15 protein-coding genes are annotated in these 18,269 nt (G+C 72.8%); 4 read left to right on the top strand and 11 right to left on the bottom strand.

Features of this window, described 5'->3' with window-relative positions; translation table 11 throughout:
• Positions 1-85 precede the first annotated feature (85 nt).
• From ACFWRV_RS14645 to ACFWRV_RS14630, 4 genes are all read right to left on the bottom strand, one after another.
• Positions 86-3,748: an ATP-binding protein gene (locus ACFWRV_RS14645; protein ID WP_384333594.1), complete on the bottom strand. Its 3,663-nt coding sequence runs from the start codon at positions 3,746-3,748 to the stop codon at positions 86-88.
• 78 nt (positions 3,749-3,826) lie between these two features.
• Positions 3,827-4,249, bottom strand: coding sequence for a universal stress protein (locus ACFWRV_RS14640; protein ID WP_384333591.1), 423 nt, complete (start codon positions 4,247-4,249; stop codon positions 3,827-3,829).
• A 182-nt stretch (positions 4,250-4,431) separates the two neighbouring features.
• Entirely contained in the window at positions 4,432-5,091 is a 660-nt protein-coding gene (locus ACFWRV_RS14635; protein ID WP_384333588.1) for a CE1759 family FMN reductase, read from the bottom strand.
• A gap of 17 nt (positions 5,092-5,108) precedes the next feature.
• Complete coding sequence (locus ACFWRV_RS14630; protein ID WP_384333585.1) at positions 5,109-6,188, bottom strand: LLM class flavin-dependent oxidoreductase; 1,080 nt, start codon at positions 6,186-6,188, stop codon at positions 5,109-5,111.
• A 374-nt stretch (positions 6,189-6,562) separates the two neighbouring features.
• Here ACFWRV_RS14630 and trpS point away from each other — a divergent pair, with 374 nt between their 5' ends.
• A complete protein-coding gene (gene trpS, locus ACFWRV_RS14625) occupies positions 6,563-7,639 on the top strand; it encodes a tryptophan--tRNA ligase (protein ID WP_384333582.1) in 1,077 nt (358 codons plus the stop codon).
• A gap of 53 nt (positions 7,640-7,692) precedes the next feature.
• Here the strand turns inward: trpS and ACFWRV_RS14620 are convergent, their stop codons facing one another.
• Positions 7,693-9,705 (bottom strand): NAD-binding protein, encoded by a 2,013-nt coding sequence (locus ACFWRV_RS14620; RefSeq protein WP_384333579.1) that lies wholly within the window; start codon positions 9,703-9,705, stop codon positions 7,693-7,695.
• A gap of 625 nt (positions 9,706-10,330) precedes the next feature.
• On the opposite strand from ACFWRV_RS14620, the gene ACFWRV_RS14615 reads away from it, so the two are divergent.
• Positions 10,331-11,404: a PucR family transcriptional regulator gene (locus tag ACFWRV_RS14615; protein WP_384333576.1), complete on the top strand. Its 1,074-nt coding sequence runs from the start codon at positions 10,331-10,333 to the stop codon at positions 11,402-11,404.
• A gap of 137 nt (positions 11,405-11,541) precedes the next feature.
• Here the strand turns inward: ACFWRV_RS14615 and ACFWRV_RS14610 are convergent, their stop codons facing one another.
• The 4 genes from ACFWRV_RS14610 to ACFWRV_RS14595 form a co-directional block, all read right to left on the bottom strand.
• Positions 11,542-11,997 carry a tellurite resistance TerB family protein gene (locus ACFWRV_RS14610; protein WP_384333573.1) on the bottom strand — a complete coding sequence of 152 codons (456 nt, stop codon included), beginning with the start codon at positions 11,995-11,997 and terminating at the stop codon, positions 11,542-11,544.
• Between the two features lie 214 nt (positions 11,998-12,211).
• Positions 12,212-13,483 (bottom strand): cation:proton antiporter, encoded by a 1,272-nt coding sequence (locus ACFWRV_RS14605; RefSeq protein WP_384333570.1) that lies wholly within the window; start codon positions 13,481-13,483, stop codon positions 12,212-12,214.
• A 2-nt stretch (positions 13,484-13,485) separates the two neighbouring features.
• Positions 13,486-13,956, bottom strand: coding sequence for a cation:proton antiporter regulatory subunit (locus ACFWRV_RS14600; RefSeq protein ID WP_384333567.1), 471 nt, complete (start codon positions 13,954-13,956; stop codon positions 13,486-13,488).
• A gap of 64 nt (positions 13,957-14,020) precedes the next feature.
• Positions 14,021-14,578, bottom strand: a complete 558-nt coding sequence (locus ACFWRV_RS14595) for a flavoprotein (protein WP_384333564.1) — start codon at positions 14,576-14,578, stop codon at positions 14,021-14,023.
• Positions 14,579-14,743: 165 nt separating this feature from the next.
• On the opposite strand from ACFWRV_RS14595, the gene ACFWRV_RS14590 reads away from it, so the two are divergent.
• A complete protein-coding gene (locus ACFWRV_RS14590) occupies positions 14,744-15,391 on the top strand; it encodes a dihydrofolate reductase family protein (RefSeq protein WP_384333561.1) in 648 nt (215 codons plus the stop codon).
• Positions 15,391-15,996, top strand: a complete 606-nt coding sequence (locus ACFWRV_RS14585; protein WP_384333558.1) for a hypothetical protein — start codon at positions 15,391-15,393, stop codon at positions 15,994-15,996. The genes ACFWRV_RS14590 and ACFWRV_RS14585 overlap by 1 nt, the downstream gene beginning before the upstream one ends.
• 62 nt (positions 15,997-16,058) lie before the next feature.
• Here the strand turns inward: ACFWRV_RS14585 and ACFWRV_RS14580 are convergent, their stop codons facing one another.
• Positions 16,059-17,057: a VOC family protein gene (locus tag ACFWRV_RS14580; protein ID WP_384333555.1), complete on the bottom strand. Its 999-nt coding sequence runs from the start codon at positions 17,055-17,057 to the stop codon at positions 16,059-16,061.
• A gap of 90 nt (positions 17,058-17,147) precedes the next feature.
• Positions 17,148-18,263 carry a cobalt-precorrin-5B (C(1))-methyltransferase gene (locus tag ACFWRV_RS14575; protein ID WP_384333552.1) on the bottom strand — a complete coding sequence of 372 codons (1,116 nt, stop codon included), beginning with the start codon at positions 18,261-18,263 and terminating at the stop codon, positions 17,148-17,150.
• Between the last annotated feature and the right edge of the window lie 6 nt (positions 18,264-18,269).

Raw genomic sequence — 18,269 nt, 5'->3', positions numbered from 1 at the left:
GTGTGCGGCCGGGCTGCGCTGTTCCCTGAGGCCCGGGGGGCGAGGGGTCGGGCCGGGGCACTCCGGGGCCCCGGGGCGGTGTGGGTCAGAGCCGCCAGTCGGGGGAGTGCTCGGGGCGGTAGGCGCAGGTGGTCCCGGTCGTCACGGAGGCCTTGAGATGGGCCGCCAGTGCGGGGTGCAGGGTGTCCAGCTTGCGCAGGGTGTCGCGGATCCGGGCGGTGACCGTCTTACGGGCCCGCTCGGTCTGGTCGCCGAGCCGGCGGGTCCGGCCGCCGAGCCCCGCCGCGGTGCGGAGCTCGTCGAGGAGGGCCTGGCGTTCCCGGTCGTACTTCTCCACCTGCCGGGTGTCGTCCCGGGCGGCGGCTCGGTCTATCTCGGCGTCCAGCCGGGCCAGGTGTTCTTTGTAGCGGCGCTTGGCCTCCTCGTCGAGCACCGGGTCGCCGCCGAGCTGCCCGGCGGCGACGACGAGGTCCCCGCCCTCGGGTGCGAGGAGCTGGACGGCCGGGACGTCGGCACCGGGCAGGCCCAGCAGGCTGTGCAGGTCCCGCAGGCCCTTGGCGTCCGGGACGTGCACGGTCACCCCGTCCCAACGCAGCTGCCACACCGGCCCGTTCCGCCGGAACTCGGCGGCCGGCACGGCCCGGTCCCCGGTCGGTGCCCCGGCCGATGTCCTGGGCGAAGCCCCGGGCGATGGTCCGGCCGGTGCCACGCCCTCGCTCCGGTCTCCGGCCGCGCTCCGGTTCCCGTCCGGTCTCCGGTCTCCGCCCTCGCTCTGGTCCCCGCCTTCGCTCCGGTTTCCGGCCGCGCTCCGGTGCGGCGCCGCGAGCGGGTCCTGTGCCCGGGAGACGGAGGTGGCGGCGGAGGCGTCGACGGCGGCAGTGGTGGCGCCGGTGGTGTCGGTGGGCGGGACCGTGCGGAGGGCGGTGGCCTCGGCCTCCACGTGGTGCAGGGCCAACTCGCTTGCCTCCCGGGCCACTTCGCCGAGCAGCCGACGAGCCTCCCCGGCGTCACCGGAACTGGCCCCTCCGGCACCGAAGCCCGCACCGCCCCCGCCCGCACCGGCGCGGGCGAGAAGAGAACGGGCCAGGCACAGCCGGGCGCGTACGGCCCAGGGGCGGGCGCCGAGGCGGTCCGAGGAGGCGGCGGCCTCGGTGAGCGCCGCCACCGCCGCGTCCTGGTCGTCGCGCGCGGCGGCGAGCATTCCGAGCCAGAGGTCGACGGGGCCGCCGATGTCGCACCCGTACAGCGAGACGACCCACTGGCCCGTGTAGGGCGTCAGCTCGTCCTCCGCGCGGGCGATGAGCCGAGGGTCGCCCGTCACCGCGGCCGTCTGGGCCAGCAGCCGGAGCCACAGCGGCATGAACACCCGCGGGTAGGGAGCGGCGCGGTCCGCGTGCTCGGCGATCAGGCGCAGCGCGGGCGTGGCGTCGCCCTGCTCGACCGCGGTGACCGCCTCCAGCAGTCCGGGGTAGGGATACCCGGAGGCCGGAAGCTCGTCGAGGGTCGCCTCGGCCTCGGCGAACTGGCCCTGGAGCAGGTGCACCGCCCAGTGCAGGTGGTGCCCCATGAAGCCGAAGGCCGCGTGGTCGTTGTTCTCCGGGTCGAGTGCGTCGTCCTCCAGCGCGGTGGTGGCCTCGGCGAACCGGCCCTGCAGGGAGGCGATCAGGCTGGTGTCGACGGCGACCCCCAGGGCGAACCGGGGCAGCGCGGTCAGCTCGGCCAGCCGGACGAACGTCCGGAACTGGTCGAGGAAGGCCGGATCGCCCAGCTCCAGCAGCGTCACCCAGCGCATGGACGCCGCGTGCAGCTCCATGTCCGGGTGCCGGGTGCGCCGGCCGACGACGGACATCTCGTCGGTCAGCCCGAGCCGCTCCACCGCCGAGCCGAGGCCCCACACGGAGTCGTGGCGCGCCCAGAGCGAGAAGGCGAGGGCCTCGTCGTCCGAGCCGCTCCGGGCCAGCGCCATGATGTTGATGGCCAGCTCCTGGGCGAGCCGGTCGTCCGAGAGGTTCTCCTGGCCCTCCTTGCCGGTGATCCTGCGGTGTGCCTCGGCGAGGAGACCCATCGTGGACATGCCGTGGCCGCCCAGGGACCCCTCGCGGTGCAGGGTCATCGCCACCCGGGCCAGCAGCTCCGGATCGTCCAGCTCCCGGGCCCGGGCGACCGACCGGTCCAGCAGACGCTGCGCCTCGGCCGTCTCCCCCGCGTGCCGGAGCTGTCCGGCGAGGTCGAGACCGATCAGCGCGGCCCGCCGGAGGTCCGGACCCCGGCCCGCCGCGCCCGACGCGTCGGACGCCACCGCGAGGGCGCGCCGGTAGTGGCCGACGGCTTCTTCGTCGGCCAGGCGTCCCGCGGCGTTCCGGGCGGCTGCCAGCAGCAGGTCGATCCGGCGGTCGCGGTCCAGCGCACCGCCGGCGAGGTGGGCGTGCCGGGCGAGGGTGCCGGGCGGCACCGCGTCGGCGAGGCCGCCGTGTGTGTCCAGGGCCCGCACGGCGGCGGCATGGCGTTCGCGGGCCTCGGCGTCGTCCAGCGAGGCGTACAGCGTCTCGCGCAGCAGGTCGTGGGCGAAGGCGTACTGCCCGGACGGGCGGGGAACGACGACACGGGCGACGACGGCCGATTCCAGCAGGCGGTCCACCTGGGGGACCGGCGAGCCGTGCACGACGGCCAGGACCTGCCGACGGAACTCCCGGCCGAGCAGGGCCGCGCTGGTCAGCAGCGAGACGACCGGCTCGGGCAGCAGGGCGAGCCGCTGCCGGACCGCTTCCCGCACGCCGGGCGGAATGGTGGAGACCGGGCTTCCGCTGTGCCAGAGCCGGGCGGTCTGCTCGACGAAGAAGGGGTTGCCGCCGGTGCGCCGATGGACCTCGTCGATCAGCTGCGGTGCGGGCTCGCGGCCCGTCGTCACCGTCATCAGCGCGCCCACCTCGTCCCGGCCGAGGCCCGTGAGGGTGAGGGTCGCGGCGGCGCGCGAGACCAGCGGCAGGATCAGCGGCTGGAGCGGGTGCCCGGGGGCCTCGACCTCGACGTCCCGGTACGTGCCGATCAGCAGCAGCCGCTCGAACCAGGCGTGCTGGGCAGCGAATTCGAGCAGGCGCAGAGAGGCCGGGTCGGAGCTGTGCAGATCGTCGAGGACGACCACCAGCGGGCGGCTCTGGGAGACCGTGACGAGGGCCGTGGTCACCGCGTCGTAGAGCCCGAAGGCCTCGACGCCCTCCGGCGCCCCCGCCCCCGTCGACCCGTGCCCCGCCGACCCGTCCCCGGGCGCCCCGATGCCCGGTGGCCCCCCGTCCGCTTCCGTGCCGGGCCCGCCGCTCTGCACCCCGTCGGCGCCCTGGCCCCTGTCGGCCCCAGGGACCGCCCCGGGGGCCGGGAGCGGGCCGGCACCCGGGCCGTCCGCACCGCCCATGGCGGCCCTGACCGGGTCGCCGAGGAGCACGGCGAGCCGGCCGTCCGACGCCTCCTGGGCCGCCGCCCATTCCGCCGCCGTGGCGGACCGGCGCAGGCCCCGCAGGATCTGGACCCAGGGCCAGTAACCCGGGGTGTTGTCCGAGTCCCAGCAGGAACCCCCGACCACCAGCGCCCCGCGCCGCCGGGCCTCGTGCGCGGCGTCGGTGACGAGGGTGCTCTTGCCGATCCCGGCCTCGCCGGTGACCAGCACGAGACCGCCGTGGCTGTCCGTGGCCCGGGCGATCTCCGCACGGAGAACGCCGGCGGGGTGGTCGCGCCCGAAGAGAGCAGGGGTCATGCCCACACGATAGGAGCACCCACTGACAACGGCCCCTTGTTTCTCCCGCCGGACGGGCTGCCGTTCCCGCCCTTCCCGTCAGTCGCGGACGACCGTCACCGGGCACGGCGCGTGCTGGGTGACATGGAGACTGACCGAGCCGAGCAGGGTGGCCTTGATGCCGGTGTGGCCGCGGGCCCCGACAACGAGGAGGTCGGCCCCCTGAGCGCGGTCCAGCAGGGCCTGGGCCGGATTGCCGATCACCACGACCTTGCTGACCGCGGCGGCCCCCTCGGCGCCGAGGGCCTCCTCCAGCGCCTCGGTGAGGGAGACGGTGGCCAGGGCCTGCGGGTCGAAGTCCTCCGGCAGGCCCGGCATCATCGACGCCCAGCTGGTGGCGGGGTACTCCCAGCTGTTCACGGCTTCCACGGTTGCGCCGGTCAGCTCGGCCTGGCGTACGGCCCAGTGCAGCGCCTTGATCGAGGAGTCGGAGCCGTCGACACCCACAACGATCCTGCCCATATCTGCCTCCAGCTCGGTCCAGTACAGCTCGGTACAGCCCGGTTCGGTACAGCTCGGTTCAGCGTCCGGTCTCACTGTAGTCAAATAGGACAAGTGGGGCGGGTCGCACTGACCCGCCCCCACAGATCCGGTCCACCGGCCCCAGCCCGCCGGTCCCAGCTAGCGGCCCCAGCCCGCCGGCCTCAGTCCAGCCGCAGGTCCGCGAGCTGCTGCTCGAAGGGGACGACCGCGTCCTCCCCGTCGTCCAGGCCCGGGGTCCGCGAGGCCCCGGAGACCGTACGGCCCAGGACCGCCGAGGCGAGCTCGCCGCCCGCGCGGCGGATCCGGGACGGCAGGCCCTCGGTGTACTCGTCGCCCGAGGAGCCCCAGTCCTCCGACGCCGCGTAGACGGAGGTGGGCACGGTGACGGCCCGCAGGTAGGCGAAGAGCGGGCGCAGCGCGTGCTCCAGGACCAGGGAGTGCCGGGCCGTGCCGCCCGTCGCGGCGATCACGACGGGCTTGCCGGTCAGCGCGGTGTTGTCGATCAGGTCGAAGAACGACTTGAACAGACCGCTGTACGAGGCGGTGAACACCGGTGTCACGGCGATCAGCCCGTCGGCCTCCGTCACGGCGTCGATCGCCTCCCGCAGCGCGGCCGAGGGGAAGCCGCTGAGCAGGTGGTGGGCGATGTCCACGGCGAGGTCGCGGACCTCTACGACCTGGACTTCGACGTTCCGGTCCTGCTCGGCCGCGAGGCGCTCGCGGGCGGCGGCGGCCAGCCGGTCGGCCAGCAGCCGGGTGGAGGACGGCTGGCTCAGCCCGGCCGAGACGGCCACGATGCGCAGGGGAGTGGTGGCGAACATGGAGGTCGGCCCTCCTTTCAAGAGGCGCGGGCGGCGGCGGCCGCCGGGTGGACGGGAGCGGACTCCGGCACACCGGCCGGCCGCAGGTTGGCGAACTCCTTGCGCAGCACCGGCACGACCTCCTCGCCGAGGATGTCGAGCTGCTCCAGGACCGTCTTCAGCGGGAGCCCCGCGTGGTCCATCAGGAACAGCTGGCGCTGGTAGTCGCCGACCGCGTCCCGGAACGTCAGCGTCCGCTCGATGACCTCCTGCGGGGAGCCCACGGTCAGCGGGGTCTCGCGAGTGAAGTCCTCCAGGGACGGGCCGTGGCCGTAGACCGGCGCGTTGTCGAAGTACGGGCGGAACTCCCGTACCGCGTCCTGCGAGTTCTTCCGCATGAACACCTGGCCGCCGAGCCCGACGATGGCCTGGTCGGCGGTGCCGTGCCCGTAGTGGGCGTAACGCCGCCGGTAGAGATCCACCATTTTCTTGGTGTGCTCCATGGGCCAGAAGATGTTGTTGTGGAAGAAGCCGTCGCCGTAGTAGGCGGCCTGCTCGGCGATCTCCGGGGAGCGGATGGAGCCGTGCCAGACGAACGGCGGGACGCCGTCCAGCGGGCGCGGGGTGGCGGTGAAGGACTGGAGCGGCGTGCGGAACTTGCCCTCCCAGTCCACGACGTCCTCGCGCCACAGCTTGTGCAGCAGGGCGTAGTTCTCGATGGCCATCGGGATGCCCTGGCGGATGTCCTTGCCGAACCAGGGGTAGACCGGCCCGGTGTTGCCCCGGCCCATCATCAGGTCGACGCGGCCGTCCGCGAGGTGCTGGAGGGTGGCGTAGTCCTCGGCGATCTTCACCGGGTCGTTGGTGGTGATCAGGGTGGTGGACGTGGACAGGATCAGGTTCTCGGTGCGGGCGGCGATGTAGCCGAGCGTCGTCGTCGGGGAGGACGGGACGAACGGCGGGTTGTGGTGCTCGCCGGTCGCGAAGACGTCCAGGCCGACCTCCTCGGCCTTCTGCGCGATGGCCAGGGTCGCCTTGATCCGCTCGTTCTCGGTGGGGGTCCGGCCGGTGGTCGGGTCGGTCGTGACGTCCCCGACGGTGAAGATCCCGAACTGCATGGCGTCCGCCTTCCTGAGTCCCGGCCGGAGGCCCGATTCCATGGTCCGGAAGCCTCGGCCGATATTTGGTTGAACGTTGAACTACATCTCTACAACGAGACCCCTCTCCCGCCTATTCCAGGCACCTGTCCCACGCCTCCGCGCCCCCCGGGTCAGGGCTTCGGCCGCTACACTCGGCCCATGACCTCCGTCCCGTGCCGGAACTGGTGGCGCTCCTCATAGGAGCGGCCACAGCATCTGCACGGAACCAGGGCCGTTCGACATGGACGGCCCTTTTCGCTGCCCTCGTACGGCGCGGACACGGATACGGAGCGCAGCGGCGCTCACCGGCGGGGCCGTCCTCCACGCATCCACCCACGCGAGGAGAGACCACCATGACCACCGCCGAGACCGTCACGGCAGCCCCCACCGACCCCGCCACCCCCGCCGAGCCCCGCGGCGCCGGGCTGGAGAGCCGCATCGCCCGGGACCCCGGCAGCTTCCGGGTCCTCACCGGGGACCGCCCCACCGGCGCCCTCCACCTCGGCCACTACTTCGGCTCCCTGCGCAACCGGGTCCGCCTCCAGGACCTCGGCGTGGACGTCATCGTCCTCATCCCCGACTACCAGGTCATCACCGACCGGGACACCGCGGAGCGGCTGGGGGAGTACACCGACGGGCTGCTCCTGGACTACCTGGCCCTCGGCATCGACCCCGCCCGGTCCACCGTCTTCACCCACAGCGCCGTCCCCGCGCTCAACCAGCTCATGCTGCCCTTCCTTAGCCTCGTCTCCGTCGCGGAGCTGAACCGGAACCCCACGGTCAAGGACGAGATCGCGCACTCCCGGCAGTCCACGGTCAGCGGGCTGATGCTCACCTACCCGGTCCACCAGGCCGCCGACATCCTGTCCTGCAAGGGAAACCTGGTCCCGGTCGGCCGGGACCAGGCGCCCCACCTGGAAGTCACCCGGACGATCGCCCGCCGCTTCAACGAGCGGTACGGCGACGTCTTCCCGGAACCGGAGATGCTGCTCTCCGCCGCGCCCCTGCTGCTCGGCACGGACGGTACGAAGATGAGCAAGAGCCGGGCCAACTCCGTTCCGCTCGGCGCCACCGGCGACGAGACGGCCCGCCTGATCAAGGGCGCGACCACGGACGCCGACCGGCACATCACCTACGACCCCGACGCCCGCCCCCACGTCTCCTCCCTGGTGCTGCTGGCCGCCCTCTGCCTGGAGCGGGACCCGCACGAGGTCGCGGCGGAGATCGGCGACGGCGGAGCCGCCGCGCTCAAGCGGACGGTGACCGACGCGGTCAACAGCCACCTGGCCCCGTTCCGGGCCCGGCGGGCGGAGTACGCGAAGGACCTCACGTACGTACGGTCGGTGCTCCGCGCGGGCAACGAGCGGGCGAACGCCCTGGCGGAGGCCACGCTGGACGAGGTGCGGGAGGCGATGGGCGCGTTCCGGTAGCCGGGCGCGCGAACCGGTCCCGGAGAGCGGCGCCCACCCGCCGGCCCGGGGCCCTACCGGCCCGGCACCATCGACCGCTGCCGCCGCAGCAGCTCCGCGAGGCCCCGGCGGGTGGCGGCGATCACCACCCGGTCCTGGGCGCGCAGGACGTAGCCGGGGTGCAGGTCCCAGACCAGGCCGGAGGGCGGCGGTGCCGCGTCGCCCTCCGGGTCGTACGGGGGCGGGGCGGCGAGGTCCGGGTTGCGGTCGGCGGGCGGGGTGGCGTCGATGGCCAGGACCCGCCAGGCGCCCGCCCGGAACGCCTGCTCGACCGTATGGCCCTCCAACTGCGGGTGGCCTGCCACCTCCAGGGCCGCGAACAGCATGACCTTGCGCTCGACCGGAACCGCGCCGAGAATCTGGCGGCCCATCATGGCGACCGCGAAGGACGGCGCGGCGAGATGGGAGACCGAACGGGAACGGGTCAGCGCCCCGGGGTGCGCCGTGCGCAGGGTGCGGTAGACGGCGGTGGCGAACTCGTCGTCGTACAGCCGCAGCGCGACCCTCAGGTCCGGTTTCACCGAGCGGGCGTACAGCGCCGCTTCCAGGTTCGTCGTGTCGATGCTGGTGAGCGCGAGGAGGGCGTGGGCGCGGCGGATCTTGGCCGCTTCGAGGACGCCTTCCTGGGTGACGTCGCCGATGACGGTCGGCACGTGCATCGAGCGGGCCAGCGGGATGCCCCGCGCGTCGGGGTCCTCCTCCACGACGACCACGGGGATGTCGAGTTCGCGGAGGCGTACGAGGACGCGCGTACCGATCTTGCCGAGCCCGAGCAGCACCACGTGCCCGGAGAGGCCGCGGGGCGGGCGGCGCAGCGAGGTGGCCGTGCGCAGGGTGCCGAACGCCTCCAGGACCGCGGCGATCAGCAGCGGGAGCAGGAGCAGCCCGGCGACGCCGGAGAGGAGCTGGATGATCTGCCGGGCCGGCGGGGCGTCCTCGGCCGCCGGGTCGTTCATGCCCAGCAGGTCGAGCAGGGTGAGATAGGCGGAGTGCAGCAGGCTGTCGTTCGTGGTCAGGATCGAGGCGATCACCAGGGCGACCACGGCGGCGGCGACACCGAGGGCCGACCAGCGCAGTCGGCGGGAGAAGACCTGGGCGAGCGGCGCGCCCCTGCCGCCCATGCGGGTCGCGGGGCGGTCCGGGCCGGCCCGGCTGACCGTCTCCAGGACGACGGTTCCGCGTCCGGCCGCGTCGGCGACGGTCTGCTCGTCGGGGAGTAGTTGCGGTGCCTCGTCGCCGCTGCTGTCCGAACCCTCCGACCCCGCCGGGTTGTTGGTGGTGGAGGAGAGCAGCGCGAGGGTGCACAGGCCCGGGTCGAGGGTCTCGCCGGGGCGCGGCGGCGGACGTTCGGCCGCGCGCAGGAGCAGCCCCTCGGCCTGGATGATCTTGCTGCTGCCGGTCAGGGCGGTGGCGGCGAGGGCCGGGGCCGCGGTGTCGGCGTCGGACAGGACGGTGGTGGAGGCGTCCAGCGACGCCGGGTCGATCCCGGGCATGGCGACGGCCGCCGCCTGGTCGAGCAGCTCCTCCAGATGGAGCCCGAGCTTGCGGTTGTAGAGCCGGATCACCAGCCGCAGCCGGGGGTTGAGGCGGCGGGCGGTCAGAGCGGCGCGGATGTTGCGCTCGTCGTCGTCGTAGACGAGCGCGAGCGCGGCCGCCCGGTCGACGCCCGCCTCCTCCAGGATGTCGTCGGAGGGCTCGGGGGCCTCCATGATGCGGACGGCCTCGACCCCGGCGTTGGTGTCGCCGGAACTGCCCCCGCCTCCGGTCCCGTTGCCATTGGCCGTGCGGTTCATCGCCGCCGACATCCGCCCGAACAGGGCGGCGGCGCGGCCCCGTTGGGTCAGCGGCGTCTCGGGGCTGTTCGCGTCCCGGCCCGGCGGCAGGAGCAGGGTGACCCGTTCCCCGTAGACGAAGCGCAGCTCCACGGCTAGCCGGCGCGCCAGGGCGTCGTCACCGCAGACGATCATGTGGCCGGCCGACGGCGGGCGTCCCGGCTGCTGAGGAAGTGGAGGCACGAAACCCAGCATGCCGTGATCCTTCCGGCTCGGTCCTCCCGATCGGTGTGGAGGGTTGGTGATCTTCGCAGGGCGGTTCGGGACCGCCCGGCCGCCCACCGCTCCGCCTGCCCCGCGGTGAGTGTGCCGCGCAGGGCGGCCGGCTTGCGGAGATTCGCCTCGGACCCCGTGGTGAGCGTCTGGGCCTCGCCCGCGTCGTGGTCGTCGAGGAGGCCCAACAGCCTTTCCGCGAGCGGCGCGTCGCACGCGTACCGCTCCACTTCCCGCAGACGACGACCACCGGGGCGGCGCCGAGGATGACGGCGGGGCCCGGCTACCGCGGTGTGGTCGTGACCTGCCGCAGCGGCCGGGCCGGTTCCCCCTAGGAAGCCCCGTCGCCGGCTCTCCCGCCCCATCCTCGATCCCCCCGTGGACTGGACGGTTCGGGATCCGAGCGTCGAGAGGGGCTCCCGTTCCCCGTTCCCCCGTGCTCCCCCGTGTGCTCCCCCGTTGTTGCTGACCTGATCCTGTCATTCGGGACCGACGCCACGCATTGCCGGATCCCGGCAATCTTTACGCTTTGCTGATGCCGGGCACCGGCACCGCCCCGTGTGCGTTGGGGAAATGAAAGGACTGTTGCACGGCTGAAGGAGAGTGCGTGGCCGAGCCGAGGATTCCCGAGGAAATGCTGGGCGACTATGCCCACATCCTGCGCGAAGTCGCCCTCACCGGACGTCGCCTGACGCGTCTGGAGCTGGAGGAGCGCCGTGTGCTGGGACGGGCGGCGGCGGACGCGGGCCATCAGCTGCGTGCCCTGGTGACGATGCATCTGGCGCAGACCCGTGAAGCCTGGCCATCGGCCGCTGCCGGAAACTCCCCTGCCGTGACCGACGCCGTCCTGGCCGCGGTGGAACAGGCGGTCGACGCTTTCGCCGAGGGCTTCGAGCGGGCCCAGCGCCTCACCGTACGGCGGGAGGAGGCGGCGCGCCGGGAGTTCATCGACGACCTGCTCTACGGGCGCAGCGATCTGGTCCGGCTCGCGGAGCGGGCGACCCGCTTCGGCCTGCGGCTTTCCCGGGCGCACGCGGTCGCGGTGGCATCGGGCCCGGAGGCGTACACGGAGACGGACGCGGTGCCGCGCAGTGTGGAGGCGGCGCTGCTGACGCGGTTCAGCGGCCGCAAGATCCTGCTGACGACGAAGGACGGCCGGATCGTCTGTATCGCCCCGGGCAGCCAGCCCGGCGTCCTGCGCTACTTCGCCAAGCAGGCGCACGTGGCGACGGGCGGCGGGCAGGTGGCGGTCGGCCGCCCGCACAAGGGTCCCGGCGGAGTCGTCCACTCGTACGACGAGGCGCTCGAAGCCCTCGACCTGGCGGACCGGATGGGGATGGACGACCCCGTGCTGTACGCCTCGGATCTCATGGTCTACCCGGTGCTGACCCGGGACCGGCAGGCGATGGCCGATCTGGTGCGCAGCGAGCTGGGCCCGCTCCAGAAGGCGAGGGGCGGCGCGGAACCGCTGCTGAACACACTGGCGGTCTACTTCGACGCGGGGTGCGTCGCCGCCGAGACCGCCCGCCGACTGGCCTTGAGCGTGCGGGCGTTGACGTACCGCCTGGAGCGCATCCACCAGCTGACCGGGTCCGACCCGTCGGACCCGATGCACCGCTACAGCCTGCAGACGGCGGTCATCGGTGCCCGGCTGCTGGACTGGCCGGCCAAGGAGCTGTGAAGCCCCCGGCCGGTGGTTCGCGTTCACGCCTACAGCCCGAACTCCGGCTACAGCTCGAACTCCGGCCAAGGGCCGAACTCGTGCCGCAGGTCGAACTCCGGCCACAGGGCGATCTCGTGCCGCAGGTCGGACTCGGCCTACAGGTCGAACTCGTGCGGCGGCAGCTCCAGCGCGAAGCACGCCTCGCGCACGACGGCCTGCTCGGTCGTGTCGAAGTCACCGTCGGCGCCGCCGATGACGATGCCGATCTGGATCACGGCCCGGGCCTCGGCGGGCTTCTTCTTCGCCTTGGCGATCTCCTGGACCACGCTGACCTTGCCGAGGGCGAAGTCGGCGGTGAGCTGGTCGACGTACGCGTTGAAGCGCCGCTGCAGGTCGTCGGCGGGGAAGTTGCGCAGGACGTCGTTGGACGCGATGAGCGCGGCGACGCGCTGGCGTTCGGACGGGTCGACGGAGCCGTCGGCGGCGGCGACCAGGGCGCACATGGCCATGCTCGCGTCGCGGAACGACCCCGACTTCAGCTCGTTCTTCTTCGCCTCCAACTGCGTCTGCATCGACGACGCGGATTCCTTGATGCGATCCCACAGAGCCATGACATCTCCCTACGTTGCGGTGCGAAGCCGGGACGGAATCAACTCTACAAACGTGTAGAGATTAGCAGCCGGGATGTTCTCGGGTCGGGGAATCGAACGGCCCGGGCGCAACGGCATCGACGGCATCGGATGCCCGGACGAACGACGAAGCCCGGACGAACGACGAAGCCCCCGGACACGAGGTGTGTCCGGGGGCTCGGCGGTGACCCGCGAGCTACTCGTGCTTCTCGCCCGCCGGTTCGGGGGTGAGGTCGTCGTGCGTGCCGAGCCGCCGTTCGGGGGCGGCCTTCGCGACGGGCTCCTGCGCCGCGCCACTCGTGTCCTTGCCGCCGCCGCGACGGGCCTCGATCTTCGCGGCGATGGGCTGCGTCCACCGGGCGGTGAGCGGGCCGACGATGACGAGGATCAGGACGTACGCGGTGGCGATGGGGCCGATGCGCGGCTCGGTGGCCACGGCCAGACCGGCGATGACGATGGAGAACTCACCGCGCGCCACGAGGGTGCCGCCCGCCCGCCAGCGACCGTGCGAGCCGACTCCGGCGCGGCGTGCGGCGTAGTAGCCGGTGGCGATCTTGGTGAACGTGGTGATGATGGCCAGCAGGGCGGCGGGCAGCAGCACCGGCGGGATGTCGGCCGGGTTCGTGGAGAGTCCGAAGAAGACGAAGAACACGGCGGCGAACAGGTCCCGCAGCGGGGTGAGCAGCTTGCGGGCGCCCTCGGCGACCTCACCGGAGAGCGCGATGCCGACGAGGAACGCGCCGACGGCCGCGGACACCTGGAGCTGCTGGGCGACACCGGCGACCAGGACGGTGAGGCCGAGGACGACCAGGAGCAGCATCTCCGGGTTGTCGGAGGAGACCGCGCGGCTGATCAGGCGGCCGTGGCGGAGCGCCAGGTAGAGGACGAGCCCCACGGCCCCGAGCGCGATGACGAGCGCGAGGCTGCCGCCGGCCAGGCTGACCCCGGCGAGCATGGCGGTGAGCAGCGGCAGATACACCGCCATCGCCAGGTCCTCCATGACGAGGACGCCGAGGATGACGGGTGTCTCGCGGTTACCGAGCCGGCCGAGGTCGGTCATCACCTTGGCGATCACCCCGGACGAGGAGATCCAGGTGACACCGGCGAGCGCGACGGCTCCCACGGGGCCCCAGCCGAGGATCAGGGCGGCGACGGCACCGGGCGTCGCGTTGAGCACGAAGTCCACGGCGCCGGACGGATACTGCGTCTTGAGACTGGTGACCAGCTCGGACGCGCTGTATTCGAGGCCCAGCAGCAGAAGCAGCAGGATGACGCCGATCTCGGCGCCCACCATGGTGAATTCCTCGCTGGCCTTGAGCGGGATCAGTCCACCGTGCCCGAACGCGAGACCCGCCAGCAGGTAGAGCGGGATGGGGGAGAGCCCTATTCGCCCGGCGAGCCGTCCGAGGAGCCCCAGCCCGAGGATGACGGCCCCCAGCTCCACCAGCAGTGCAGTCGTGTCGTGCACGGTCAGCCCTCCGCAATGATCTCGGAGAGCGCGTCGACGCCCTCACGCGTACCGACGGCGACGAGTGTGTCCCCAATGGCCAGTCGAAAATCCGGTTCCGGCGACGGATGCGCGCTGTGGGTGCGCAGCACCGCCACGATGGACGCCCCGGTCCGCGTCCGCGCCCGCGTCTCCCCCAGCAGCCGCCCGCCGTACGGGGAGCGGGACCCGAGCGGGATGTGCTCGGTGACGAGGTCGATGCCCTCGGTCCGTACGGCGTCGATGGGCGCCGGATCGATGAGGTGCGCGAGGGCGGTGGCCTCGGTCGTCGTCAGCGGGACGGAGAGCTGGCACGCATCAGGATCGTCCTGTTCGTAGAACCCGATGAACCGGCGTCCGTCGTGGTGGACGACGACCGAGATGTGCTGTCCCGTCTCGGTCGTGAAGTCGTACTGAGCACCCACTCCGGGCAGTGACGTGCGGCGGGTTGCCATGGCTTCCTCCCGAGACGTGCGGCGACGCGCGCGTACTTGGCGATCTTTTTATTCGGCCATTACCCTATCGGGCGGCTGAATCCGGTCGCTGGACGAGCAGTTCCAGGGCCTCCTCCCACGGGAAGGCGGCGGTGTCACCGGACTTGGGGGTGTGCGGTGCGCTTGTGCTGACCCGGACGCCCATGCTCCGCAGCCTGGCCAGGCTCTCCACGTACGCGGGGTGCTGGGCGAGGAGGGAGTTCACGGCCGGGAGTACGGCGGTGGGGACGCCGAGCCCGTACGCCTCGCAGAGGATGCCGAGGGCCAGGGTGTCCGCGATCCCCGCCGCCCACTTGTTGACGGTGTTGAACGTGGCGGGCGCGACGACGATGGCGTCCGGGTCCGGGAACGGGCGGGGTTCGCCCGGGGAGCGCCAGGCGGAGCGGATCGGATACCCGGTCCGCGCCTCGACGGCCGCCGCGTCGAGGAAGCCGAGCGCCTGCGGGGTGGCGACGACGCCGACGTCCCACCCGGCGTCCCGCGCCGCGGCGAGGAGCCGGTCGACGTCACGGGCGACGCCGGCCGCGCACACGACGACGTACAGAAACGGCTTGCGGTCCGTCCGGTCCGGCTGATCGCTCATGGGCTCTCCCGTTGATCGCTGGGGCGGTGCGGCTCAGCAGCGTACGGCGGGCCGGCGGGGATAGTGGGGGAGGGCCCGGGCGCGCGACCGACACCGATGAGTTTCGGCGGGGCATCCCGTCTCACTTCGGAGAACATCCGGGAACACCGATCACAGGAGGACCGCGTGGCTCAGCTGCTCAGAGTTCAGAACTTCACGGTGTCGAGCGACGGAATCGCCGCCGGCGAGGACCAGACGCTGGAGAGGCCGTTCGGTAGTCACGTCGACCCGGGCCGGCTCTTCTCCTGGGCGGGCGCCACGGCGAACTGGCCGAACCGCACGGACCCCGGCGGGAGCCGGGGCCTGGACGACTACTTCACGCGGGACTTCACCCACAACATCGGGGCCGAGATCATGGGCCGCAACAAGTTCGGCCCGCAGCGCGGCCCGTGGGAGGACCACGCGTGGCAGGGCTGGTGGGGCGAGGAACCCCCCTTCCACACTCCCGTGTTCGTGATGACCCACCACGAGCGCCCCTCGTTCACGCTCTCCGACACCACGTTCCACTTCGTGGACGGCGACCCGGCGACGGTCCTCGACCGGGCGCGGGAAGCGGCAAAGGGCAAGGACGTCCGGCTCGGCGGCGGTGTCACCACGATCCGTGAGTTCCTCGACGCCGACCTGATCGACACCCTGCACGTGGCGGTCGCCCCGGTGAAGCTGGGCACCGGCCTGCGCCTGTGGGACTCGCCGGACGACCTGCGCGACCGCTACCACCTGGACGTGGTGCCGAGCCCGAGCGGCATGACGCACCACCTGTTCTGGCGAAAGTGATGTCGAGGGGCGGCCGCATCCCTGAAGTGCGGGGCGGAGCCGCCGGTGATCGTGGAGAGTCGCTGGTCGAGCGGCGCGGCTTCTGGGCGAACCATCTGCTGGCCCTGTGCGGTGACGGGGCGTGTGCCGAGCGGGCGGACCCCGAGTGGTTCGGTGGTGACGGGGCCGATGTCGACGCCCTCGCCGAGATCCTCTTCGACCCCGAGAACTGGCCGGTGTTCCGGGTCCCGGTGCCGGACGGGCACCTCGGCCCCGGCGTTGTCGTGGTCTACCGCAACCTTGTCGATGAGCCCGGGGTGGATTACCTCTTGGACGGCCAGGACATGGGCTCGATGCTTTCGTGGCAGGAGCTGGTGCGGGTCGCCGACTGTCCGGAGCCCTCGGCCGAGGGCGTCCAGGACGTCTCCGGGCGCTTCCTGTTGCTTCTGCCCCTGCTGGGTGGGGCGTGGTCCGAAGAGGTCGTCCGGGGGCGGATCGTCGCTGCCCTGGTCGCGGTCGGGGCGCCCGAGGACACCGTCGGGCGTGCGGCCGATCATCTGCTCGGCCACCTTGAGCGACGGACCCTGCACGATTCCGCCTGGGGCTCGCCCCTCAGCGGTGGTTGAGCGGCTCGCCCCTCAGCGGTGGTTGAGCGGGTCGCCCCTCAGCGGTGGTTCAGCGGATCGCCTCACCCGGCGCGGAAGACGACCGCCGTGCCCAGTGCCTCCTTAGCCGGTACGAAGAGGTCGCCGGTCGGCGTCTCCCGCACCGGGACGCCGTTTCGGTGGAGCAGGTCCCGGGCCAGGGGCAGGTCGCGCACGGTTACGGTGTACGCCACCAGAGCCGGGAGCGCGGGGGGCTCCTCGCCCGGCAGGGTCGCCCGCAGGGCTGACTCCGGGATGAGCTTCAGTGCCGCGCCGTCGAGGTCGAAGATCCGGGCCCGCCCCTCCTGGCGTGGGCGTCGGGCCAGGTACGCCGCGTACCGGTGTTGCGTGGCGGCCAGGTCCTCGTCGGCCACGCAGAGCGTCGCCTCGGCCAGACCGGTCGCACCGTTGGGGTGGTCCAGGTGGCGCGCGGACTGGATGCCCGGGTCGAGGTCCGCGACGATGCCGACCCGGCCCTCCGGGACGGTGCCGGCGCCCGTGCCGACGTTCGTGCCCGAGTGCGGCTCCTGGGCGTCGATCTCCAGGTAACGGATCGTCTCGACCGGGGAGTTGGCCCCCGCGGGAGCCGCCCGCCGTACCGTGTTGACCCCGCCGTGCCGTACCCCGGCTTCCGTCAGACGGACGGCCGCCTCGTCGATGGCGGGCGACGAGAACATCAGGATGTGCAGGCCCTGGAAGCGGTCGAGGCAGGCCGCCAGGTTGGCGCTCGTCTCGCCGATCCGTTCCACCAGCAGCGGCAGCACCTCCGCCGGGGCCTCCAGGGGAACGAGGCGCGTATCGGCGGGCAGGCGCCCGGTGTCGCCGTCCTTCACGCAGGTCGCGAGTTCGAGGAAGGAGTCCGGGAAGTCCGCGTGGGTGTTGGCCGCACCGAAAGGTTCGGGCGGTGCGCCTTCGCTGCGGGGCATCGCCGGACAGCTCGGCGGCGGCACGACGAACCCGAGCCGTCCGTACAGGCTGCTCGCCTCTGCCAAGTTCTCGACGATGTGGCCCACGTGGTGCAGCCGTGTTGTGTCGTGTGGCATGACGCTCACCGTAACGGGCGGAAGGGGACGTGGTGTTGGGGAGGGTGTGGGGGGCCGGGACGCCTTCCTGTTCTCAGCGGGGGTGGCGGGCTACCCCCGCCCCACCACCACCCCCGCCCGGTCGATGCAGACTACGTCCACCGCGACCGGCGCCCCCCGCAGCACCGCCAGCGCTTCCTCGCGGGCGCGGGCCGCCACCAGGTCGCCCAGGGGGACGCCCGCCGCCTCGCACAGACGCAGCGCCTCCAGGCCCGTGTTGGCGGTGGCGATCCGGGAGGCCAGCTCCTCGTCCGCGCCGCCCGTCCGGGCCAGGCCGGCCAGGAAGGGCTTGTTCACCTGGGAGCGGGCCGAGTGGAGGTCCAGGTGGCCCGCCGCGAGCTTGGAGAGCTTGGCGAAGCCGCCGCAGATCGTGAGGCGGTCGACCGGGTGGCGGCGTACGTACTTCAGCACCGCGCCCGCGAAGTCCCCCATGTCCAGCAGCGCGATGTCCGGCAGGCCGTACTCCGCGGCCACCGTCCTCTCCGACGTCGAGCCCGTGCAGCCCGCCACATGGGTCAGGCCCGCCGCCCGCGCCACGTCCACGCCCCGGCGGATCGAGTCGATCCACGCCGAGCAGGAGTACGGGACCACCACCCCCGTCGTGCCCAGGATCGACAGGCCGCCCAGGATTCCCAGGCGGCCGTTCCACGTCGAGCGGGCGATCTCCTCCCCGTGGTCGACCGAGACCGTGATCTCCACGTCCCCCGTCCCGCCGTGCTCCGCCGCCACCCGCTCCACGTGCTCGCGCATCAGCCGGCGCGGCACCGGGTTCACCGCGGGCTCACCGACGTCCAGCGGCAGGCCGGGGAGGGTGACCGTGCCCACGCCCGGGCCCGCCCGGAACACCACCCCGGAGCCCGGCGGCAGCTTCCGCACGGTCGCCCGCACGAGCGCCCCGTGCGTCACGTCCGGGTCGTCGCCCGCGTCCTTCACCACTCCGGCCGTCGCCGTGCCCCGCCCGGCCGTCAGCTCCTCCACCGCCAGCGCGAACGCCGGTGTCTGCCCCTTCGGCAGCGTGATGCTCACCGGGTCCGGGAAGTCGCCGGTCAGCAGCGCCGTGTACGCGGCGGTCGTCGCCGCCGTCGCGCAGGCACCGGTCGTCCAGCCGGGGCGCAGGCCGGTGTGCTTGAGTTGGGCGCTGCGACCGCCCCGCGCCTCAGCGTTCATGAAGAG

Source organism: Streptomyces sp. NPDC058576, assembly GCF_042718715.1.
Lineage (GTDB): Bacteria > Actinomycetota > Actinomycetes > Streptomycetales > Streptomycetaceae > Streptomyces.
The sequence above is the reverse complement of the archived record's forward strand: the minus strand, read 5'-3'. Positions and strand labels throughout refer to the sequence as shown.